Origin of the sequence: Hymenobacter monticola (assembly GCF_022811645.1) — a bacterium.
In the GTDB taxonomy this organism is placed as follows: Bacteria; Bacteroidota; Bacteroidia; order Cytophagales; family Hymenobacteraceae; genus Hymenobacter; species Hymenobacter monticola.
Map to the genome: position 1 here is coordinate 2,652,150 of NZ_CP094534.1, position 18,651 is coordinate 2,670,800.

Annotated in this window: 17 protein-coding genes; 8 read left to right on the top strand and 9 right to left on the bottom strand. The window is 62.1% G+C overall.

Annotated elements, in window-relative coordinates; genetic code table 11:
* Window positions 1-9: 9 nt before the first annotated feature.
* Window positions 10-1,290 carry a hypothetical protein gene (locus MTP16_RS11060; protein WP_243519696.1) on the bottom strand — a complete coding sequence of 427 codons (1,281 nt, stop codon included), beginning with the start codon at window positions 1,288-1,290 and terminating at the stop codon, window positions 10-12.
* Window positions 1,291-1,457: 167 nt separating this feature from the next.
* On the opposite strand from MTP16_RS11060, the gene MTP16_RS11065 reads away from it, so the two are divergent.
* Window positions 1,458-2,384, top strand: a complete 927-nt coding sequence (locus tag MTP16_RS11065) for a bestrophin family protein (protein ID WP_243519698.1) — start codon at window positions 1,458-1,460, stop codon at window positions 2,382-2,384.
* Window positions 2,385-2,478: 94 nt separating this feature from the next.
* Here MTP16_RS11065 and MTP16_RS11070 read toward each other — a convergent pair whose 3' ends face one another.
* Complete coding sequence (locus MTP16_RS11070; RefSeq protein WP_243519700.1) at window positions 2,479-3,189, bottom strand: hypothetical protein; 711 nt, start codon at window positions 3,187-3,189, stop codon at window positions 2,479-2,481.
* Window positions 3,190-3,340: 151 nt separating this feature from the next.
* Complete coding sequence (locus MTP16_RS11075; protein ID WP_243519702.1) at window positions 3,341-4,270, bottom strand: AraC family transcriptional regulator; 930 nt, start codon at window positions 4,268-4,270, stop codon at window positions 3,341-3,343.
* 165 nt (window positions 4,271-4,435) lie between these two features.
* Between MTP16_RS11075 and MTP16_RS11080 the strand changes: the two genes are divergently transcribed.
* Window positions 4,436-5,965, top strand: coding sequence for an aldehyde dehydrogenase family protein (locus tag MTP16_RS11080; RefSeq protein ID WP_243519704.1), 1,530 nt, complete (start codon window positions 4,436-4,438; stop codon window positions 5,963-5,965).
* 79 nt (window positions 5,966-6,044) lie between these two features.
* Here MTP16_RS11080 and MTP16_RS11085 read toward each other — a convergent pair whose 3' ends face one another.
* Window positions 6,045-6,773: a DUF3239 domain-containing protein gene (locus MTP16_RS11085; RefSeq protein WP_243519706.1), complete on the bottom strand. Its 729-nt coding sequence runs from the start codon at window positions 6,771-6,773 to the stop codon at window positions 6,045-6,047.
* 159 nt (window positions 6,774-6,932) lie between these two features.
* Between MTP16_RS11085 and MTP16_RS11090 the strand changes: the two genes are divergently transcribed.
* Both MTP16_RS11090 and MTP16_RS11095 read left to right on the top strand, forming a co-directional pair.
* Window positions 6,933-7,280 carry a hypothetical protein gene (locus tag MTP16_RS11090; RefSeq protein ID WP_243519708.1) on the top strand — a complete coding sequence of 116 codons (348 nt, stop codon included), beginning with the start codon at window positions 6,933-6,935 and terminating at the stop codon, window positions 7,278-7,280.
* Window positions 7,281-7,298: 18 nt separating this feature from the next.
* Window positions 7,299-7,694: a DUF779 domain-containing protein gene (locus tag MTP16_RS11095; RefSeq protein WP_243519710.1), complete on the top strand. Its 396-nt coding sequence runs from the start codon at window positions 7,299-7,301 to the stop codon at window positions 7,692-7,694.
* Window positions 7,695-7,778: 84 nt separating this feature from the next.
* Here MTP16_RS11095 and MTP16_RS11100 read toward each other — a convergent pair whose 3' ends face one another.
* Together MTP16_RS11100 and MTP16_RS11105 are read right to left on the bottom strand one after the other, a co-directional pair.
* On the bottom strand, window positions 7,779-9,824 hold the full coding sequence (locus MTP16_RS11100; RefSeq protein WP_243519712.1) for a S9 family peptidase: 2,046 nt from the start codon (window positions 9,822-9,824) through the stop codon (window positions 7,779-7,781).
* Between the two features lie 107 nt (window positions 9,825-9,931).
* A complete protein-coding gene (locus MTP16_RS11105) occupies window positions 9,932-10,402 on the bottom strand; it encodes a MaoC family dehydratase (protein ID WP_243519714.1) in 471 nt (156 codons plus the stop codon).
* A gap of 217 nt (window positions 10,403-10,619) precedes the next feature.
* Here MTP16_RS11105 and MTP16_RS11110 point away from each other — a divergent pair, with 217 nt between their 5' ends.
* Entirely contained in the window at window positions 10,620-12,116 is a 1,497-nt protein-coding gene (locus tag MTP16_RS11110; protein ID WP_243519716.1) for a pectate lyase family protein, read from the top strand.
* A gap of 75 nt (window positions 12,117-12,191) precedes the next feature.
* Here the strand turns inward: MTP16_RS11110 and MTP16_RS11115 are convergent, their stop codons facing one another.
* From MTP16_RS11115 to MTP16_RS11125, 3 genes are all read right to left on the bottom strand, one after another.
* Complete coding sequence (locus tag MTP16_RS11115) at window positions 12,192-12,953, bottom strand: DUF4197 domain-containing protein (RefSeq protein ID WP_243519718.1); 762 nt, start codon at window positions 12,951-12,953, stop codon at window positions 12,192-12,194.
* 122 nt (window positions 12,954-13,075) lie between these two features.
* Complete coding sequence (locus MTP16_RS11120) at window positions 13,076-13,819, bottom strand: SDR family NAD(P)-dependent oxidoreductase (protein ID WP_243519720.1); 744 nt, start codon at window positions 13,817-13,819, stop codon at window positions 13,076-13,078.
* A 150-nt stretch (window positions 13,820-13,969) separates the two neighbouring features.
* Window positions 13,970-15,283 carry a family 1 glycosylhydrolase gene (locus tag MTP16_RS11125; protein ID WP_243519722.1) on the bottom strand — a complete coding sequence of 438 codons (1,314 nt, stop codon included), beginning with the start codon at window positions 15,281-15,283 and terminating at the stop codon, window positions 13,970-13,972.
* 212 nt (window positions 15,284-15,495) lie between these two features.
* Between MTP16_RS11125 and MTP16_RS11130 the strand changes: the two genes are divergently transcribed.
* The 3 genes from MTP16_RS11130 to MTP16_RS11140 all read left to right on the top strand — a co-directional run bounded on the left by MTP16_RS11130 (window position 15,496) and on the right by MTP16_RS11140 (window position 18,571).
* Window positions 15,496-16,125, top strand: coding sequence for a bifunctional 4-hydroxy-2-oxoglutarate aldolase/2-dehydro-3-deoxy-phosphogluconate aldolase (locus tag MTP16_RS11130; protein WP_243519724.1), 630 nt, complete (start codon window positions 15,496-15,498; stop codon window positions 16,123-16,125).
* A gap of 147 nt (window positions 16,126-16,272) precedes the next feature.
* Complete coding sequence (gene dgoD / locus MTP16_RS11135; protein ID WP_243519726.1) at window positions 16,273-17,421, top strand: galactonate dehydratase; 1,149 nt, start codon at window positions 16,273-16,275, stop codon at window positions 17,419-17,421.
* A gap of 151 nt (window positions 17,422-17,572) precedes the next feature.
* Window positions 17,573-18,571, top strand: a complete 999-nt coding sequence (locus MTP16_RS11140; protein ID WP_243519728.1) for a 2-dehydro-3-deoxygalactonokinase — start codon at window positions 17,573-17,575, stop codon at window positions 18,569-18,571.
* The last annotated feature ends 80 nt before the right edge of the window (window positions 18,572-18,651 follow it).

Below are 18,651 nucleotides of genomic sequence, written 5' to 3' on the forward strand. Positions count from 1 at the left end.
GTCACCCGCTTACCGATTCGCCTCCGAGAGCCAGTGAAACTGCCGCTCGGCCAGCTGGAAATGGCGCTTCTGCCGACGCAGGGCCACGTATACCGAGTCGTTGCGGATTTTACCGCGCAGCAGCACGTGGTTGGTATCGGGCTGGGCGTAGCGCAGGGTGAAGAGGGGCAGCGAATCGGAAGCCATTTTTTTGAAGGCAATGGTGTGGTGGGCCGAATCGAGGGTGTAGGCAAAGTAGCCGCGGCGGTAGCGCTGCCGCAGCAGCGTATCGGCGGTGAGGATGCTGCCGGTAGGGTTGGCTTCGAAGATGACGTCCTTCCAGCGCAGGCTGTCGGGCACGTTGGCCTCGAACTTTTCCACTTCAAAAAAGCCCGTGGCGAGGCGGCCTTTGGCGGGCGCGCCGGCCGAGGCATTGCCCTGCGCGTACTGGTAGAGCGGCAGCAGGGCAAACACGCCAATGAACACGGCTTTGATTGTGAGCTGAGCCACGCGCCAGCGCCAGGGCAGCAACGGCGGGGCCGGCGCTGGCGGCGTGGGCCGGTTGAGCACGAAGAAGCTGAATAGCCGACCGGCATCGCCCAGCAGCAAAAACACGCTGAGCGCGAACAGGTGAATCGAGAAAATCTTCACCGGAATGTCGTAGCATAGGTTCAGCATCATGACGTTCAGAAACACGCTGGCTGCCACAAACGCCCCCAGTGTGCTGGTGCGCCGCCACAGCAGCAGCACCCCCGCCAGCACCTCTGCCGCCCCCGAAAACACTTGGTAGGGCTGGGAATAGCCGATGAAGTACCACGAAAAGCGCATCGGCAGGAAGTCGCCGAGCGGGGTGGCCAGCGCGCTGAGCGGGGGCGGCACCATCTGCAGGGCAAATAGCTTGAGGATGCCGTAGCCCAGGGCATTCAGGGCCACGAAGTAGCGCACCAGCACCAGCAGCCAGTAGTAGCCCCGGTTGTAATTAGGCCGTCGGCGGTCGAGCAGCACCCACAGACAGGCGCCCACCGTGGCCGCTAGGGCGAAAAGGCACAGTTGCGCGTATCCGTAGGAGGTGTCGCCGCTGCCGTTGAGGGGCACCAGCACGTCTTTCACGTGGAAGAGGTGCGCATTGCCCAGGTTCACCAGCCAGCCCTCGGCCGCGCCGTAGAGCCCGGCCACCTCGCCCAGCACCGGCACGCTGCCCAGCCAGTTCAGGGGCGAGGTGAATAGCAGCAGGTAGATGCACGAAAAGCAAAAGAGCCACTTGCGCCACAGCGGCCAGTGAAACGAGGAAGGCGAAAGGGCAGGCTGCATAAGTGAACGAACAGAACGGTTTGGTTGCGAAAATATAGAATTTATTCAATGCTTTCGCAACGTTGGGGTCGGGCCCGTTCGTAAGGGCAGGGCCTAGTGCGCACCCGGGCCGTGGGCGGCCCCGCCGCTAACTTGCGCCGGGGCAGCTCAGCCGCTTTTTTCTGTTTATGATAGTTTACAAATCGACCGACTGGGTGGAGGCCTTGCGCCACCTGCGTTCCTCCGACGTTATTCGCCTGCTGCTGAAGCGCGTGCTCTGGGTGGGGCTCTACGCGGCCATCGTCACGGGGCTGGTGGTTAGATTCGACAAGTTTAACCTGGCCGTCGACAAGGAATTCTTCTCCTTTCTGGGCATCATGCTCAGCCTGCTGCTGGCCTTCCGGACCAACACGGCCTACGACCGGTTTTATGAAGGCCGCCGCCTGTGGGGCCAGCTCGTGAACAACTGCCGTAACCTGGCCGTGCTGGTGCACGCCCGCCTGCCCGCCCACGACCTGGCCAACCGCGCCTACTTCGCCCGCCTGCTGTCCAACTTCCCCATCGCCCTCGACGGGCACCTGCGCAAAGGTGTACGCTTCGAGAAGCTGGAAGAAGCCGACGCCGGATTTGTGGAGCGCCTGCAGCAAGCGCGGCACGTGCCCTCGCGCCTCTCGGCGCTGCTGCAGGAGTTTTTCGAGCGGCTGCTGCGCGAGGAGGTGCTGCTGCCCAACCACCTCATCACCCTGCAGCGCCATCACGAAGCCCTGCTCGATGTGGCCGGCGCCTGCGAGCGCATCAAGGCCACACCCATTCCCTTTTCCTACAGCTACTTCATTAAGGGCTTCATCACCGTTTTCATCCTCGTCATGCCCTTCAACCTGCTCGATACCTACGAGTGGCTCACGGTGCCCATCACCATGCTGGGCGCCTACGCGCTGCTGGGCGTGGAGATGATAGGCGACGAAATCGAAGACCCCTTCGGCAAAGACAGCAACGACCTGCCGCTCACCCAGATTTCCAACCGCATCCGGGCCAACGTGCACGAAATCCTGGGCGTGGACCTGCATGAGGACGTGCGCACCCTGGCCGACGTGCCCTACAGCGTGGTGTTTTAGGACGGGTACCGCGAAATTATATTTCGCAGACGAGCGCAGCGAGTTCGGCCCAGCGTCAGCCCGAAACAGCGAGGCGTCAATCCGGCCCCGCCGCCTACTTCTGTGCGTACGGGAAGCCGCCCTTCATGTCGTGCGCCAGGGCCCGGGCCAGCGCCACCGGGCTGGTGCTGGGCTTGCCGCGCAATTCGTGGTCAAACTGCCACACCAGTCGCCCGTCCTGGGCGTCGTAGATGTCGAGGTAGGTCTGCACGGCATTGTCGGCCATGGGATTGGCGTTGTTGTTGCTGAGCACAAATACGGCAATGCTCACGCCGCCGGGCAGCAGCTGGCGCATGTATGTTTGACCCGTGAGCACGGCATCCACGCCGAGGGCGGCGCGCAGCTCGGCCATCGAGCGGGTGGGCAGGCTTTCGTAGGTGATGCCGGCGCGGGCCAGCCGCTGGTTGGTTTCGGCCGGGCTCTGGAAGGCGCTGGTGCTGGGGCGTTGGGCTTGCTGGCGCATGAGTTCGGCCTGCAGGGCGGCTTGAAGCTGGTAGCCCATTTGCCGGCGCTCGGCCGCCAGTGCGCCCTGGAGCAGGTTGCCGCCGGGCCAGGTGGCACCGGCGGCCCAGGCGCCGGGATGCGCCACGGCATCGCGCAGCCGCTCTAGCTCCACGGCGAAGGGCAGGATGGCCACTGTGCGGTGCGCGGCCAGCGCGGCCGGGGCCAGCGCCCGCCCCTGGAAGCTGCGCCGGGCACACCCCGACGCCAACGCCCCGGTAATCAGTGACAAAATGAGCAGAAAAAAGGTGGATGAGCGGGTCATGGAGAGAAGGCGCAGTTGGCAAGGTGAGCCCGAACTACCCAACAAAGGTAGAAGCCCCCAAAACCAGCCCGGTTCCCCTAAAATGAGGATTTCGACCTACTGGTAAACCGGTATTTTTTGCGCTCACCCGCCGGCTTCTCAGTGCTGGAGCCTACGCCGCCAGTTGCTTCTTGTACGCGCCCGGCGTCAGGCCCTCGTGCTTCTTGAACAGGGCCAGGAAGTAGGACAGGTTATTAAAACCCACCCGCAGGCCCACCTCGGCCACGCTGGCCAGCGGGTGGCGCAGCAGGCGCTTTGCCTCGCTCAGCCGCTCCCGGATGATGAACTCCACCGGCGTGAGGCCGAACTCGCGCTTAAACACCCGGAAGAACGTGGCCTTGCTCATGCAGGCCAATGCGCTGAGCTTGTCGATGCTCAGGTTTTCGGCGAGGTGCTCCTTGATGTAGCCCACCACGGCCGCAAAGCGGTGGGAGGTGAGGTAGCGGGCGTAGTCATGAAAAATGAGCTGGCGGGCCTGCGTCTGCATCAGGCGCACCAGCAGCTCCTGCAGCGTGAAGCCGGCCAGCACGTCCTTGTTCACATCCGAAGTGCGCGACACGGCCACCAGGCGGCCCAGCGTGTCGGTCAGCTCGGGGGTATTGGTGAGGTGGGCGTAGTCGGGGCCTTCGATGGCCCAGGGCTGGTGGGTTTCGGCCTTGGGGTAGCGCTCGTTCAGCAAGTCCACGGTGTGGCGGATGGTATCGGGCGCGATGGCCACGGCCAGGCACTGCGTGGGCTGGCACAGGCAGGCGTCGGGGAAGTCGATTTCCATCAGCTCGTCCTTGTCCACCACCACGCTCTCGCCGGGCAGGTAGTCGAAGGCGGCGCGGCCGGGCAAGTGCATCACTTTGCGGCCGCGCAGCATGGTGGTCAGGGCCAGGCCGTCGAGGCGCAGGGGCACGCGGGCAGCGGCGCGGTGCGTCTCAAACACGTTCAGCTCGAAGCCTTCCAGCGCGTACACCGTTCGGTTTTCGACCAGGGAATGCAGGCGCTCCAGGGCGAGCGGGGCAACGGCGGCGGGCAGGTGAACGCGGGACTGCATGGTGAGAACGAAATAGGTGAGGGAGTACACACTTGCAACAGCAGTGCTGGCTGGCAAGTTGCGACAATTTTCGCACACATTGATACAATACCACAACCCGGCGGCTCAGAGAAAAAGGACCTTTACATCGTTTCCCGTTCACCTAATTCCCACTCTCCTAAAGCCATGGCTGAAACCTTAGAAGCAACCACCACCGTGGTGGCCCGTCCCCAGTTCAAGAACCACTACGACAACTTCATCGGTGGCAAATGGGTGGCGCCCGTGAAGGGCCAGTACTTCGACAACCCGTCGCCCATCGACGGCAAAGTCTTCACCAAAGTGGCCCGCAGCACCAAGGAAGACATCGACTTAGCCCTCGACGCCGCCCACGAAGCCTTCGCCACCTGGAGCAAAACCTCGGCCACCGAGCGCAGCAACATCCTCAACAAAATTGCCAACCGCATCGAGGAAAACCTCGCCCACCTCGCCGCCGTGGAATGCGTCGAGAACGGCAAGGCCCTGCGCGAAACCACCTACGCGGATATGCCGCTTGTCATCGACCACTTCCGCTACTTCGCCAGCGTCATCCGGGCCGAGGAAGGCAACGTGACCGAGCTGAACAGCACTACGGTGTCGATGAACATTCAGGAGCCGCTGGGCGTCATCGGCCAGATTATTCCCTGGAACTTCCCGCTGCTGATGGCCACCTGGAAGCTGGCCCCCGCCCTGGCCGCCGGATGCACCGTGGTGATGAAGCCCGCCGAGCAAACTCCCGCCAGCATCATGGTGCTCATGGAGCTAATTCAGGACCTGGTGCCGGCCGGCGTCATCAACATCGTGAACGGCTTCGGGCTGGAAGCCGGCAAGCCGCTGGCCTCGTCGCCGCGTATTGCCAAGGCCAGCTTCACGGGCGAAACCACCACCGGCCGCCTCATCATGCAGTACGCCGCCGAAAACCTCATCCCCGTGACGATGGAGCTGGGCGGCAAGTCGCCAAATATCTTCTTCAAATCGGTGATGGATGCCGACGACGACTTCCTCGACAAAGCCATCGAAGGCGCCGTGATGTTTGCCCTGAACCAGGGCGAAATCTGCACCTGCCCCTCGCGCATGCTGGTGCACGAGGACATTTACGACGAATTCATTGCCCGCGTCATCGAGCGCGTGAAGGCCATCAAGTTGGGCAACCCGCTGGACATGGACACGATGATGGGCGCGCAGGCCAGCAACGACCAGTTCGAGAAAATCCTGAGCTACCTCGAAATCGGCAAGGCCGAAGGGGCTGAGGTGCTGGTGGGCGGCGAGGCTTACAGCCAGGAGGATGGCGCGCTGGCCGAGGGCTACTACATCCAGCCCACCATGTTCCGGGGCCACAACAAGATGCGCATCTTCCAGGAGGAAATTTTCGGCCCGGTGGTATCCGTCACCACCTTCAAAACCACGGAGGAGGCCATCGGAATTGCCAACGACACGCTCTACGGCCTCGGCGCCGGCGTGTGGACGCGCGACGCCCACGAACTGTACCAGGTGCCCCGCGCCATTGAGGCCGGCCGCGTGTGGGTGAACTGCTACCATGACTACCCCGCCGGCGCGCCCTTCGGCGGCTACAAAGCCTCCGGTTTCGGCCGCGAAAACCACAAGATGATGCTGAGCCACTACCGCCAGAACAAGAACATGCTCATCAGCTACAGCCAGCAGAAGCTGGGCTTCTTTTAGCAGCGTGGGGTAAGCTTCAGCTTGCCGTCAGGTTAAAAAAGAGCGTCATGCAGCGCACCGCCAAAGCATGACGCTCTTTTTACGCCGTGGCTTCAGCCGGTTTGGGCAGTGAAACCGGCCGTAGCAGCGCGTCGAAATAGGCAATGCCGTTTTCGTTCTTTTCACTGGTTTCAAAGGCGGCAGCCAGCGGCGGCAGCAGCAGCCATTCCTCGTCCTCAATGGCTTGGCGGGCTTGTGCGATGACGCCGGTATCGCCGGTGCCCCAGGCCAGCGGGCGCGGCTCGAAGTTGAGGTAGATTTCGCCTGCTGCATCGGTTTCGCCGAACAGCGAAACGCAGGGCACCTGCTCGCCCAGCCGCTCGGGGTGCACCGTGAGTTGCGGCGCCACTACCTGCTTCACGCCCCACACAATGCTGCCCGGTTCAGCGTCGTCATCGTCGCCGGTCCGCACGTCGGCCAGGCAGGTAATGGTGAGCGGGTTGAGGCTGGAGATGATGCCCGGAATCAGTAGGCCGTTGCGGTAGGCGTCGCCCTTGAGGGTTTGGGGCAGGCGCGAGGCAATGAACAGCACCGGCAGGGATAGGACCCCGAAAATGCTGCCCCATATCCGGTGCCCGAAGTACCACAAGCCCACGCCCACTGCCAGCAAGCCTAAGCCGGCCAAACCCCAGCTGCGCAGCAGCTTGCTGTAATTCTGATGGTAGATGTCGAGCTGTCGGACTTTGCGCATGTCCGGCTCAATGTTCACGGCCCGCGAAGCCATCGAGTTGTTCAGAAATTCGCCGGGGTCACTCACTGTTCGTTCCATGTGCGCCTTGGGTTGGGTTGTTGAGCCAACGGTAGGGCCCCAAATCAGGTTGTCGCGCTGCGTTGGGTTTCACGATGAAACCCACCTGCTATGTGCTGGCCGCCGAAGCATCTTTTTCATAGTAAATGCGTCTTGTACAGAACCTCAATGCATCAACTTATGAAACGTTTACTCTTGCTTTCTGTGCTGCTGAGCAGGGCCGACGCGGCCCAGGCCCAGTTGCTGCCCGTGCCAGGCAGTAAGAATCCGGACTGGAAAGTTGAAAAGAAAGAAGCTTTGCCGGAAGCGACTCCGTTTGATGAAGCACCCAAATTAGACCGCATGCCTAATGCGGCGCAAAAAAGCATCGCCAGCATCGGCAACCGCCACTACCATTGGGATGCCGAACGCCAACTGGCCTACCAGTGGCTGAGTCGCTCGGGCTCGGGCACCTTGGCGCCCGACAAAGAAGTGCTGGTGCGCGAAGAGCGCACGGGCATCACCTACACGTTTCGCCGCAAGCAGTAACCCCCAACCATTCTCCTCATGTCCACGCCCCGCGTCCTCGTCACCCAAGCCGCCGAAGCCACCATCGACCTGCTCCGCGACGAGCACGGCCCGCTCATGTTCCACCAAAGCGGCGGGTGCTGCGACGGCTCCTCGCCTATGTGTTTTGCCAAGGGCGAGTTTCGGGTGGGCAGCAACGACGTGTGGCTGGGCCGCATTCACGGCTGCGACTTCTTCATGAGCGCCAGCCAGTTTGCCTACTGGCAGCATACCCAGCTCACTGTTGACGTAGTGAAGGGCCGCGGCGCGAGCTTCTCGCTGGAAATACCGCTGGGCGTGCGGTTTCTCATTCGCTCCCGGCTGTTCACCGAGGACGAGGAAAAAGACATGGCGCCGGTGTACGCCGGAGATGAAGTGCCCGCGGAAACACTATAGAGAAGGCCGCTTTTCTACTTCGTTCTGCCAATAAAAAAAGCCCTGCCGATAAAGGCAGGGCTTTTTCGTGAAAATACAAAGCACTTATTTCACGTTCGTCTGCGTCGCCAGCTGCACCGTTTTCGGGTCCACCGTAATTTCCTGCAGGCGTTTGGCCACGGCCGGGCTCATGCTTTCCTGGTAACGGCCTTTCAGCTGGCTGGCCAGGAACTTCTCGGAGGCGGCAAACATGGCCATGTTGTTGACGGGGCGGGCGAAGCCGTGGCCTTCGTCGGGGGCGCAGATGTATTGCACGGGGTAGTTGCGGTCGCGCAGGGCCACCACTATCTGGTCGGCCTCGGCCTTGTTCACGCGCGGGTCGTTGGCGCCCTGCACCACCATGAGCGGGGTTTTGATTTTGTCGGCCGCCGTGAGGGGCGACATGCGGGCCAGCGCAGCGCGGCCTTCCTCCGTGCCGGGGTCGGCCATGCGGGCGTACATCTGCTTGCGCCCGGCCTCCCAGTAGGGCGGAATGGCGTTGAGCAGCGTGGTCAGGTTGGACGGGGCTACGATGGCCACGGCCGCGTTGTACACGTCGGGGGTGAAGGCCACGCCGGCCAGCGTGGCATAGCCGCCGTACGAGCCGCCCATGATGCCTACCCGCTTGGGGTCGGCAATGCCTTGGGCCACGAGGTACTTCACGCCCCAGGTCAGGTCGTCCTGCATTTTGCGGCCCCACTCGCCGTTGCCAGCGTTCAGGAACTGCTTGCCGTAGCCGGTGCTGGCCCGGAAGTTGGGCGAGAGCACGGCGTAGCCGCGGTTGGCCAGAAACTGGTGCATGGCGTTGAAACCGTAGGAGTCGCGTGCCCAGGGCCCGCCGTGGGGCAGAATGATGACCGGCAGGTTCTTCCCATTCAGCCCCTTCGGCAAAGTCAGGTAAGCGGGAATTTCCAGGCCGTCCGACGACTTGTAGCGCACCACTTTCATGTCGGCCAGGTCGGCGGCGCGGAGCTTGGGCCGCGTTTCGTACTGCTTGGTGAGCTTCTTGGTCTGGCGGTCGAACAGGTAGGCCACGGTGGGCTGGGTGGCCGAGGTGGCCGATACCAGCCACAGCCGCTCGTCGGTGGTGTGCGAGGCGGGGTACACGTCGAGGCCCGGCAGCTGCTTGCTCACGGCGGCAAAGTCCTGCTCCATGGCCTTGTCTTTCCACACGCGGCGCATGCGGTCGTCCTCGAAGCTCACAAACACTGGCTCGTGCGTCTTCTCCGATACCTGCAGGCTGCCCACGTCCACGCGCTTCAGCGGGTCGGCCTGGTAGGGCTGCTCCTGGCCGGTGGCGGGGTCGATGAGCACAATTTCGGCCAGATTGCGGCCGGTGCCTTTGTTCGTGGCCATGTACACGTGCTGGTTGTCCTTGGCGAAGGCAATGACGCCACTCTGCTCGTCAATCGACGTTTTGTAGAAGGGCACCAGCTTGTCGCCCTCCACGCGCAGCCATTCGGTGCTGCCGTCGGGGTTCGAGCGGGAGGCCAGGCGCAGCTGGTCGTTCCAGTCGAATTCCCAGGCGCCGATGCGGTCGTTGTTCTGGCGCACCAGAGTTTTCTCGCCGGTGCTCAGGTTCAATTTATAGAGGTCGTGCCAGGCCTTGTCGCGGTCATTGAGGCCGATGTAGAGCGTGTTTGGGTCGGAGAGGGGCGCGTTGAGCAACTGCACGCGCACGCCTTTGAGGCCGGTGAGGTCGCGGGCGGTGGGTACGGACTGGCCGGCCGCGGGTGCCTCGGCCGGATTCACGGCGTAGATGTTGAAGTTCTCGTCGCCGCCCTTGTCCTGGCTGTAGAGCAAGTACTTGCCATCGCGGCTCCAGAAGTAGCTGCGCACCGGGCGGGCCTGGTCATTGGTCATGGGCCGGGCCTGGTCGAAGGACTCGTTCAGACCCTTCACCCAGATGTTGCGGGTTCCGTTGTAGGGCCGAATAAAGGACAGGAACTTGCCATCGGGCGAAAGCTGGGCGCCCGAAATCTCGGGGTCGCCAAACAGCAATTCGCGGTCAATGATGGGCGGTTGGGCACCGCCTTTCGCGGCCTGCGCCATGCTGGTTTGGGGAGTGCTCAGGCTCAGCAGCAAGCCGAGGCCAAGTAGTAAATGTCTCATCAGTATGCAGAAAAAAGAGTGAATAGATGCCGCCAATGTAAACAAAAATGCCCGGGCCGCAAGCGCGGTCCGGGCATGTATTGCTATTGTCCTAAGTTAATATGTTACTACGCTTCCAGGAAATGATACAAAAAGGTGACCACGCCCGTATAGGCCGGCTTTTTCTGCCCTTCAATTTCCAGCGTCACGCCCACGCGGGCCTTGGCAATGCCACGCAGGTTGGCCACCGACAGCAGGCTGGCGCGCAGCCGCACTTGGCTGTCCACCGTCACGGCTTGGTTGAAGCGCAGGCTTTCAATTTCGTAGTTCACCTGCATTTTCAGGTTCTCGATGGCCACAATCTGCTCCCAGAGGTAGGGCAGGAGCGACACCGTGAGGTAGCCATGGGCAATGGTGGCCTTGAACGGCGACTCGGTCGCGGCCCGCGCCGGGTCGGTATGAATCCATTGAAAATCAAGCGTGGCGGCCGCAAACTGGTTAATCTGCTCCTGTGTGATGGTGTGCGGCTCAGACACGCCCAGTTCCTGCCCGGCGTGGGCTTCGAGCTCAGCCAGGCTGCGGATGGTAATTTTTGACATAAGAATAGGGGCGTATGGTTGCGGATGGAGGGCCGCAAACATACGCCGCCGGTACGCAGAGCGTTGGCCGCAAAGCCAAAGTAGCCTGGCCTGCACCGAAATAGTTAGCCCGGGTCAGGAAGCGGCTAAGATGCTATAGGGCCAAGCGCTGCCCGCGGAGGGAAATTGCGGACGCGTTATTCGTGGCGCTTTGTGCATTCCTTCTTTCCCTCCATTTATGACTTTCCCTTTCTCGTTTCACTTCCGCGCCTGGTCGCTTGGCTTCGGGTTGGGCCTGGCGGCAGTTGCGCCCGCCCGCGCGCAGCTGGTGGCGTTTCCTGGGGCCGAGGGCTACGGCCGCTTTGCCACCGGCGGCCGCGGCGGCCAGGTGGTGGAGGTGACCACCCTGGCCGACGCAGGCCCGGGCAGCTTCCGCGACGCCTTCAACCAGTATCCCGGCGAGCCCATCACCATCGTATTTCGGGTGGGCGGCATCATAGAGCTGAGGTCGGCGCTGAAGCCCACGCGCTCCAACGTCACCATAGCGGCCCAGACGGCGCCCGGCGACGGCATCTGCCTGAAAAACTACAGCGTGAAGCTGCACGGCCAGAACATCATTGTGCGCTACCTGCGCTCGCGGCCCGGCAACCTGTCGGGGGCCAACGTGGCCGGGGTGTACGGCCTGAACCTGGAAAACAGCCGGAACTTCATTGTAGACCACTGCTCGATGAGCTGGTCGATAGAGGAAGCGGCCACATTCTACGACAACAAGTACTCGACCGTGCAGTGGTGTATCGTGAGCGAAAGCCTCAACTCGTCTTTCAACGGCAAGGGCGACCACGGCTACGCCGGGGTATGGGGCGGGCAGTACGCCTCCTACCACCACAACCTGGTGGCCCACCACCACAGCCGCGCCATCCGCTTCAACGGTGCCCGCGCCCACGACACCACGGCGGTGGTCGACTACCGCAATAATGTGATTTACAACTGGGGCAACATGCACGCCGCCTACGGCAACGAGCTGCTCATCCGCGGCGGCCGGGGCGAACTCAACCTGGTGAACAACTACTACAAAGGCGGCCCCGCCACCCCGTCCGACAAGGCCGCCATCATCTTCGACATCACCCAAGCCTACGACCCCGCCGCGCCCGACAAGCCCGTGGCTACCGTGTACGCGGCCGGCAACTACGACGCCGGCCACCGGGCCGTCACGGCCGATAACTGGCGCGGCATCCGGCTGCACTACTACCCCAACACGTCCGCCAATCTGGCCCGTTTCCAGCAAGCGGCCGCCACGCCCAACCTGGCCCCCGTCACCACCGAAACGGCCGAGGCGGCCTACCAGAGCGTGCTGGCTGGGGCCGGGGCCATCGTGCCCGTGCGCGACGCCGTGGATGCGCGCATTGTGCAGGAAACCCGCACCGGCACCGCCACCGGCAGCAGCCCCGGCGGCAGCGCCACCTACGGCCAGCGTCAGGGCATTATCGACTCGCAGGCGGACGTGGGCGGCTGGCCCGAGTACCGCGGCGGCACCGCCCCACCCGATGCCGACCACGACGGCATGCCCGACGCCTGGGAAACCACCCACGGCCTGAACCCCGCCGACGCACGCGACCGCAACAGCACCGGCAGCAGCGGCTACACTCACCTCGAAGAATACCTCAACAGCCTCGCCAGCACCCAACCAGCAACCGCCGCGCCGAGCCCGCGCAAAGTCAAGGCCAAGCGAGGCTAGCAGCCGTTTGAAAAAACTACAAAAAAGCCCCTCCGAAAGCGTCGGAGGGGCTTTTTTGTGTTATTGTCTGCCTTGTTAGCTATTGCCACGCCCAAACACGCGGCGCAGCAACTCGGTGGTACGGGCCACCGGATTTTCGCGGATATTGGCTTCCTCTTGAGCAATGAGCGTGAACAGGCCATCAACAGCCTTGCCGGTGGCGTATTGGTTGAGGTCGGGTTGCACCTTTTGCACCAGCGGAATCTGGTTGTAGGTGGTAGCCAGTTGGGTGTAGTAGCGGGTGGCGCCAACTTGGTCAAGGCTCTTCTGCATGATGGGCGAGAAGGCCGTTACCAATTGCGTGGAAGTGGTGCGCTTCAGAAACTGTGTGGCGGCGTCCTTTTGGCCGGTCAGAATGTTCCACACGTCGCTAAACGTGAGACTTTTGATGGCCGAGATGAAAATAGGCTTGGCGCTGCGGGCGGCATCCTCAGCGCCGCGGTTCAAACTCAGCTCAAACTTATCGACCTGACTGCCCAGACCGATGCTGCGCAGGGTAGTAGCCACGCGCTGCGCATCGGGCGGGAAAGGGATGCGGATGAGTCGGTTGAGGTAGAAGCCGTCGGTTTGCGAGGCCTGGTCGGCGCCCTTGCCGATGCCTTGCAGCAGGGCTTCTTTGAGGCCATTGGCAGCTTCGGTGCTGCTCAGGCCGCCCACGCCGCCGCTGCTGGAAGTGGTAGTGCGGGCGCCGGCCTGCTTGGTGAGAATGTCTTTCAGGTCAGACAGGCGGAACTGGGCCGAGGCGCGGAAGGAAGTCAGCGACAACAGCAGCAGGGCAGCGAATGCAGTGGTTTTCATAGCTCAGGAAAGACAGGTGTCGAAACCTGTATTACAAGCGCCGTGCCGGTTTATGTAGCGTGGACTCTGCGAGTCCGCGCCTAGGCAAACATTCTATAATGCGCGGACTCGCAGAGTCCACGCTACAGCCTATTCAGCCGGCCGCCGTCCACGCGCACCTCGGCGCCTTGCACGAAGGCAGCATCATCGGAGGCCAGGTAGGCGATGGTGGCGGCCACGTCCTCGGGCCGGCCTACGTCGTTTTTGTCGATGACTTCGACCCCGGATTTTACGTTGGGGTTGTCCCAGAGCATGGGCGTGTCGATGGCGCCGGGCAGGATGACGTTGGTGCGGATGCCCTTGGGCTTGCCTTCCAGTGCCGAGGAGCGAGTGAGCGACAGCATGGCGGCCTTCGCCGCCGCGTAGGGCGCTACCAGCGGGCTGGTTTCGACGGCGTGAATGCTGGCCACGTTCACGATGGTGCCACCGGGTTTCATGTGCAAAAAGGCCTGCTTCGTGAAGAAGAAGGCCCCCAGCAAATCCACGTTTAGGATGCGCGTCCAGTCGTCGCCGGTCAGCTCTTCCAGGGGCTTGAACTGCATGAGCCCGGCGTTATTCACCACCACATCGAGGCGGCCGAATTTCTCCAGCGTGCCGGCCACGGTGGCGGCCACTTGGTCTTCTACCGACACGTTGCAGAGGCTGCCCCAGGCGTCGGGGGCGCCGGCGGCCTTCACCTCGGGCACGGCCGCGTCGAGGTTGGCCTGGTTGTAGTCGGCAATGACCACGCGGGCGCCTTCGGCGGCCAGGCGCTTGCATACGGCCAGGCCAATGCCGCTGGCGCCGCCGGTTACGATGGCGACTTTATCGGTAAAGCGGGTTTCCATAGGTTGGGAGGGGTTGAGGGTTGTTATTGCGGCGCGGGCTTGGGGCCTCACCCCCTGACCCCCTCTCCGAAAGGAGAGGGGACACCGGTCCTGCGCTTACGTCTGGCCCCCCTCTCCTTGGGAGGGGGGCTGGGGGTGAGGCCCCACGTCCTACGACTCTGGCGACGCGTTCGCGGCGGCGGTGGACTTGTCGGCAGTGGCTTCTTTTACGTCTTGTTTTTGCTCGTGGGCCCAGGCGTCGTTGCTTTCCTGGGGCATCACAATGGGCACTTGCAGGCACACGCTTTGGGAGGGCAGCACCTGCCGCCAGTCGGCGATGAGTTGCTTGTAGGCCGTGCCTACGGGGCGGATGTTGCGGTCAAGGTCGTAGAGGCCCACGGGGTTCAGGCGGTTGTTGTCTTCACGCAGGGCGGTGTCCCAGTCCACCTGGTCGGTGAGGGAGTACCAGGTGAAGCCAACCATGGGCACGCCGTCGTTGCGCACGCGCAGCACGTTGGCCCACTCTTTCCAGAGCCAGTTCACGGCCTCGTCGCCCTTGGGGCCTTCCCAAATGTTGGTTTCGGTGTGCATCACGGGCAGGCGGTACCGGTCGTGGTACTGCGAGGTGATGACGTGGTAGCCAAAGATTTCGCCCGAGGCGCGGGTGCTGCCGTCGGCCGACACGCGGTGCTCGTTGGTGTAGTAGTAGTCGTTGCCCATGATGCAGTGCCGCTTCATCTTGTTTTCCAGGAAGAAGTGGTACTCGGCGCGGGTCATGCCGTTGTCCATCAGAAACTCGTACATGCTGCTGTTCACGCGCTTGCCGTAGTTGAGGTCGAGCGACAGAAACCGCTCGGCGTTCATGGTTTCGGCGGGCTTGATGGCGGCCGGGTTTTCGGCGTGGAAATACTCCGACGACTCGCTCTGAATGAAGATGGCATCGGGCCGCACCTCCAGAATGGCCTTCATGGCCAGTACGTTGGCTTTCACAATGTACTTCAGGGCCGTCACGAAAGCTTTGTCGCCGGTCAATTGCTCGTTCCACCAGCCGTAGCGGGCCGAAAACACCGCGCAGATGTACATCTCGTTTACCGGCGTGTAGAGCTGCACCCACGGAAAGCGCTGCGCAAATGCCTTGGCATATTGGCCGAATAGCTCCGGAAACTCCGGATTCTGGAAGTTGCCAATCCAGTCGGGCACCCCAAAATGGCACAAATCCACAATGGGCGCGATGTTGCGCCGCAGCAAATCCTGAAACGTCACGTCGGCAAAGCTCCAGTCGTACTTGCCGGGCCCCAGCCACGTGGTGTGAATGGGCGGCCCGTAGCGCAGGAAGCTAATTCCCAATTCCTCAACCAGGTCAAAGTCCTTGTGCCACAGCTTGTAGTGGTTGCATTTCTCCAGCTCATCCACGCGCAGCTTGCCGTTTTGGATGGTGGGGTTGCTGTTTTCGATGCCGGTGGCGAAGAGGAATTGGGGGCCCATGTATCAGGGGAAGAGGGTAGGAGGGTATGGGGGCAAGAGGGGAAGCTTGCCGTTGCCAAGCGTACTCCATTAGCCTCGTCCGTGTTGCGTAGCTGGCACGCTACAAGGCAGCTGCAGTTGCGTCCCAATACTCGGGGTTCAAAATGAACTTAACCTGAATTCCGGCTTCTACGTTGGCAGAAGACCGTTTCGCTTTTGCCTTTCCCGCCGCTATGAATCCACTCGCTCACATTCTCGAACACAAAATCGTCGCCATCGTGCGCGGAGCCCACCCGGCCGACCTGCTCAAAATTGCCCAGGCCGTGCAGGCCGGCGGCGTCCGCATGATGGAAGTCACGTTGAATTCGCCCGGCGCGCTGGCGTCCATCACGGAAATCGCGCGGGAGATGGAGGGCAAGCTGCTCGTGGGCGCCGGCACCGTGCTCGACCCCGAATCGGCCCGCGCCGCGCTGCTGGCCGGGGCCAAATTCATCATTTCGCCCACGCTCAACAAGAAAACCATCCGCATGACCAAGCGCTACGGCGCCGTCAGCATTCCCGGCGCCTACACCGCCACCGAGATTCTCAAAGCCTACGAGTACGGCGGCGATATCATCAAAGTATTCCCGGCCGGGGCCAGCGGCGTCAGCTACTTCAAAGACATTGCTGGGCCGCTGCCGCACATTCCGCTCATGCCCACCGGCGGCGTCTCGCTCGACAACATCAAAGGCTTTGCCGAGGCCGGTGCCAAGGCGTTTGGCTTAGGAAGCTCGTTGGTGGATACCAAGCCGGCCATGACGGACGAGTACCTGGCCCAACTCACGGAGAAGGCGCGGGCGTTTGTGGCGGCCGTGGCGGGGTAGTTTTTCACATGAAGAGAGAACGGTCATGCTGAGCGCAGCCGAAGCATCTTTACCGCAGTAGTAATCCAATCGAGACAACGAAGCGGTAGAGATGCTTCGGCTGCGCTCAGCATGACCGTTCTGATTTATTCGTTTCCGCCCACCCCCATGAAAATCACCCGTTTCACTCTCTTCCAGGTGCCGCCGCGCTGGCTGTTTCTCAAAATTGAAACCGACACCGGCTTCGTGGGTTGGGGCGAGCCGGTGATTGAGGGCAAGGCCGCCACCGTGGCCACCGCTGTGCAGGAGCTGATGGAAAACCTCATCGGCAAAGACCCGCTCAACATCGAAGACCATTGGCAGGTGATGTACCGCGGCGGTTTCTACCGCGGCGGGCCTATTCTGATGTCGGCCATCGCCGGCATCGACCAGGCCCTGTGGGACATCAAAGGCAAGTACTACAACGCCCCCATTCACCAGCTGCTGGGTGGCCGCGCGCGCGACACCATGCGCGTGTACTCCTGGATTGGCGGCGACCGGCCGCACGACGTGGGCGCGGCGGCGGCCGACATGGTGGCCCGGGGCTTTACGGCCGTGAAAATGAATGGCACCGACGAGATGGGTTACGTCGATTCTTACGTGAAAATTGACGCCGTGCTGGCCCGCGTAGCCGCCGTGCGCGAGGCCGGTGGGCCGGGCCTGGGCATCGGCATCGATTTCCACGGGCGCGTGCACAAGCCCATGGCCAAGGTGCTGGCTAAAGAGCTCGAAGCTTACCGCCCCATGTTCATCGAGGAGCCCGTGCTGCCCGAAAACAACGAGGCCCTGCGCGACATCGCCAACCACTGCTCCATCCCCATCGCCACCGGCGAACGCATGTTTTCGCGCTGGGATTTCAAGCAGCTGCTCATCGACGGCTACGTCGACATCATTCAGCCCGACCTCTCGCACGCCGGCGGCATCACCGAGTGCAAGAAGATTATCAGCATGGCCGAAGCCTTCGACGTGGCCGCCGCACCGCACTGCCCGTTGGGCCCCATCGCGCTGGCCGCCTGCCTGCAGGTGGACGCCACCTGCCACAACGCCTTCATTCAGGAGCAGAGTCTGGGTATTCACTACAACAAGGAGAATGATTTGCTCGATTACCTGACCGATAAGTCGGTGTTCTTCTACGAAAATGGGTACTGCAAAATCCCGGAAGGGCCGGGGCTGGGCATTGAAATCAACGAAGAATACCTGCGGCAGCGGGCGGCCATTGGGCACAATTGGCACAATCCCGTGTGGCGCAATGTGGACGGCAGCGTGGCGGAGTGGTAGCGGGGCGTTCTGATGCCACGCCTCACCCCCGGCCCCCTCTCCCAAAGGAGAGGGGGAGCCAGGCGACTTTTTTCTCAAAACCCTCCGCGCCACCTCGGCTCCCCCTCTCCTTTGGGAGAGGGGGCCGGGGGGTGAGGCGAACCGCTAGAAAATGGATACCACCAACTTCTTCCTCAGCTGCGACTGGGGCACCTCGGCCTTCCGCCTGCGCCTCGTGGAGCGGGAGAGCCTTAAGATTCTGGCGGAGGAAAGCTCCAAGGAAGGCAACGCCGCCACGGCGGAGCTATGGAAGCAGGCCGGCCAGCCGCCGGAGCAGCGCGTGGCGTTTTATTTAGCCATTGTTCAGGCGTACCTGAAGAAGCTCGAAGAAGCCGTGAAAACCGCGCTGGACGACGTGCCCGTGGTGATTTCGGGTATGGCCTCCTCCACTATTGGTATGCTGGAGGTGCCGTATAAGCCGCTGCCGTTTGCCACGGACGGCTCCGATTTGGCTATCAAAATTTTGCCTGCTGCAACTGATTTCAGACACGCTGTGCTGCTGATTTCGGGCGTGAAAAGCGACGACGACGTGATGCGTGGCGAGGAGGTGCAACTGGTGGGCTGCTGCTTTGAAAATACCGCTGAGGCGCAGCTTTTCCTGCACCCCGGCACGCACGCCAAACATGTGCTGGTGCAAAACGGCCAGGCAACCTCGCTGAAAACATACATGACCGGCGAATTCTTTTCGCTGCTTTCCACCAAAAGCATCCTGGCCTCATCGGTAGAAGAAGGCGCTAAACTGCAGGAAGGGAAGAACCGGCAGTGGTTTGAGAAAGGCGTGCACGAGAGCCAAGAGACAAATCTGTTGCACAATGCCTTTCTGGTGCGCACCAACGACTTGTTCAGGAATGCTAGCAAGCCAGAGAATTATTTCTACCTGAGCGGTCTGCTCATCGGCAGCGAATGCCGCGACCTGCTGGCGCACCCGCCCGCGCGCATTACCCTGGCGGGTGAGCCTGTATTGGTGGCGCTCTACGGTGCTGCCCTCCACACGCTGGGCATTGATAAACAGAGTCCTGTGCAAACCAAAACCGCCGAAGAAATTACCCTTACCGGGCAGGCTGCCGTGTTGCAGCACCACCTCGCCGACCTGGAAGAAAGCCAACGCTAATGCTCTAACCATGTTTTAGAAATCACCAGTTAGAGAAAGCCCCAAACGAAACCGTCCGTAGCAAAAGCAGGGTTTTCACG

Bases quoted from the DNA above. Each gene is read 5' to 3' on its own strand.
- MTP16_RS11060 (WP_243519696.1), bottom strand. From the start codon at position 1,290: ATGCAGCCTGCCCTTTCGCCTTCCTCGTTTCACTGGCCGCTGTGGCGC.
- MTP16_RS11065 (WP_243519698.1), top strand. From the start codon at position 1,458: ATGATAGTTTACAAATCGACCGACTGGGTGGAGGCCTTGCGCCACCTG.
- MTP16_RS11070 (WP_243519700.1), bottom strand. From the start codon at position 3,189: ATGACCCGCTCATCCACCTTTTTTCTGCTCATTTTGTCACTGATTACC.
- MTP16_RS11075 (WP_243519702.1), bottom strand. From the start codon at position 4,270: ATGCAGTCCCGCGTTCACCTGCCCGCCGCCGTTGCCCCGCTCGCCCTG.
- MTP16_RS11080 (WP_243519704.1), top strand. From the start codon at position 4,436: ATGGCTGAAACCTTAGAAGCAACCACCACCGTGGTGGCCCGTCCCCAG.
- MTP16_RS11085 (WP_243519706.1), bottom strand. From the start codon at position 6,773: ATGGAACGAACAGTGAGTGACCCCGGCGAATTTCTGAACAACTCGATG.
- MTP16_RS11090 (WP_243519708.1), top strand. From the start codon at position 6,933: ATGAAACGTTTACTCTTGCTTTCTGTGCTGCTGAGCAGGGCCGACGCG.
- MTP16_RS11095 (WP_243519710.1), top strand. From the start codon at position 7,299: ATGTCCACGCCCCGCGTCCTCGTCACCCAAGCCGCCGAAGCCACCATC.
- MTP16_RS11100 (WP_243519712.1), bottom strand. From the start codon at position 9,824: ATGAGACATTTACTACTTGGCCTCGGCTTGCTGCTGAGCCTGAGCACT.
- MTP16_RS11105 (WP_243519714.1), bottom strand. From the start codon at position 10,402: ATGTCAAAAATTACCATCCGCAGCCTGGCTGAGCTCGAAGCCCACGCC.
- MTP16_RS11110 (WP_243519716.1), top strand. From the start codon at position 10,620: ATGACTTTCCCTTTCTCGTTTCACTTCCGCGCCTGGTCGCTTGGCTTC.
- MTP16_RS11115 (WP_243519718.1), bottom strand. From the start codon at position 12,953: ATGAAAACCACTGCATTCGCTGCCCTGCTGCTGTTGTCGCTGACTTCC.
- MTP16_RS11120 (WP_243519720.1), bottom strand. From the start codon at position 13,819: ATGGAAACCCGCTTTACCGATAAAGTCGCCATCGTAACCGGCGGCGCC.
- MTP16_RS11125 (WP_243519722.1), bottom strand. From the start codon at position 15,283: ATGGGCCCCCAATTCCTCTTCGCCACCGGCATCGAAAACAGCAACCCC.
- MTP16_RS11130 (WP_243519724.1), top strand. From the start codon at position 15,496: ATGAATCCACTCGCTCACATTCTCGAACACAAAATCGTCGCCATCGTG.
- dgoD (WP_243519726.1), top strand. From the start codon at position 16,273: ATGAAAATCACCCGTTTCACTCTCTTCCAGGTGCCGCCGCGCTGGCTG.
- MTP16_RS11140 (WP_243519728.1), top strand. From the start codon at position 17,573: ATGGATACCACCAACTTCTTCCTCAGCTGCGACTGGGGCACCTCGGCC.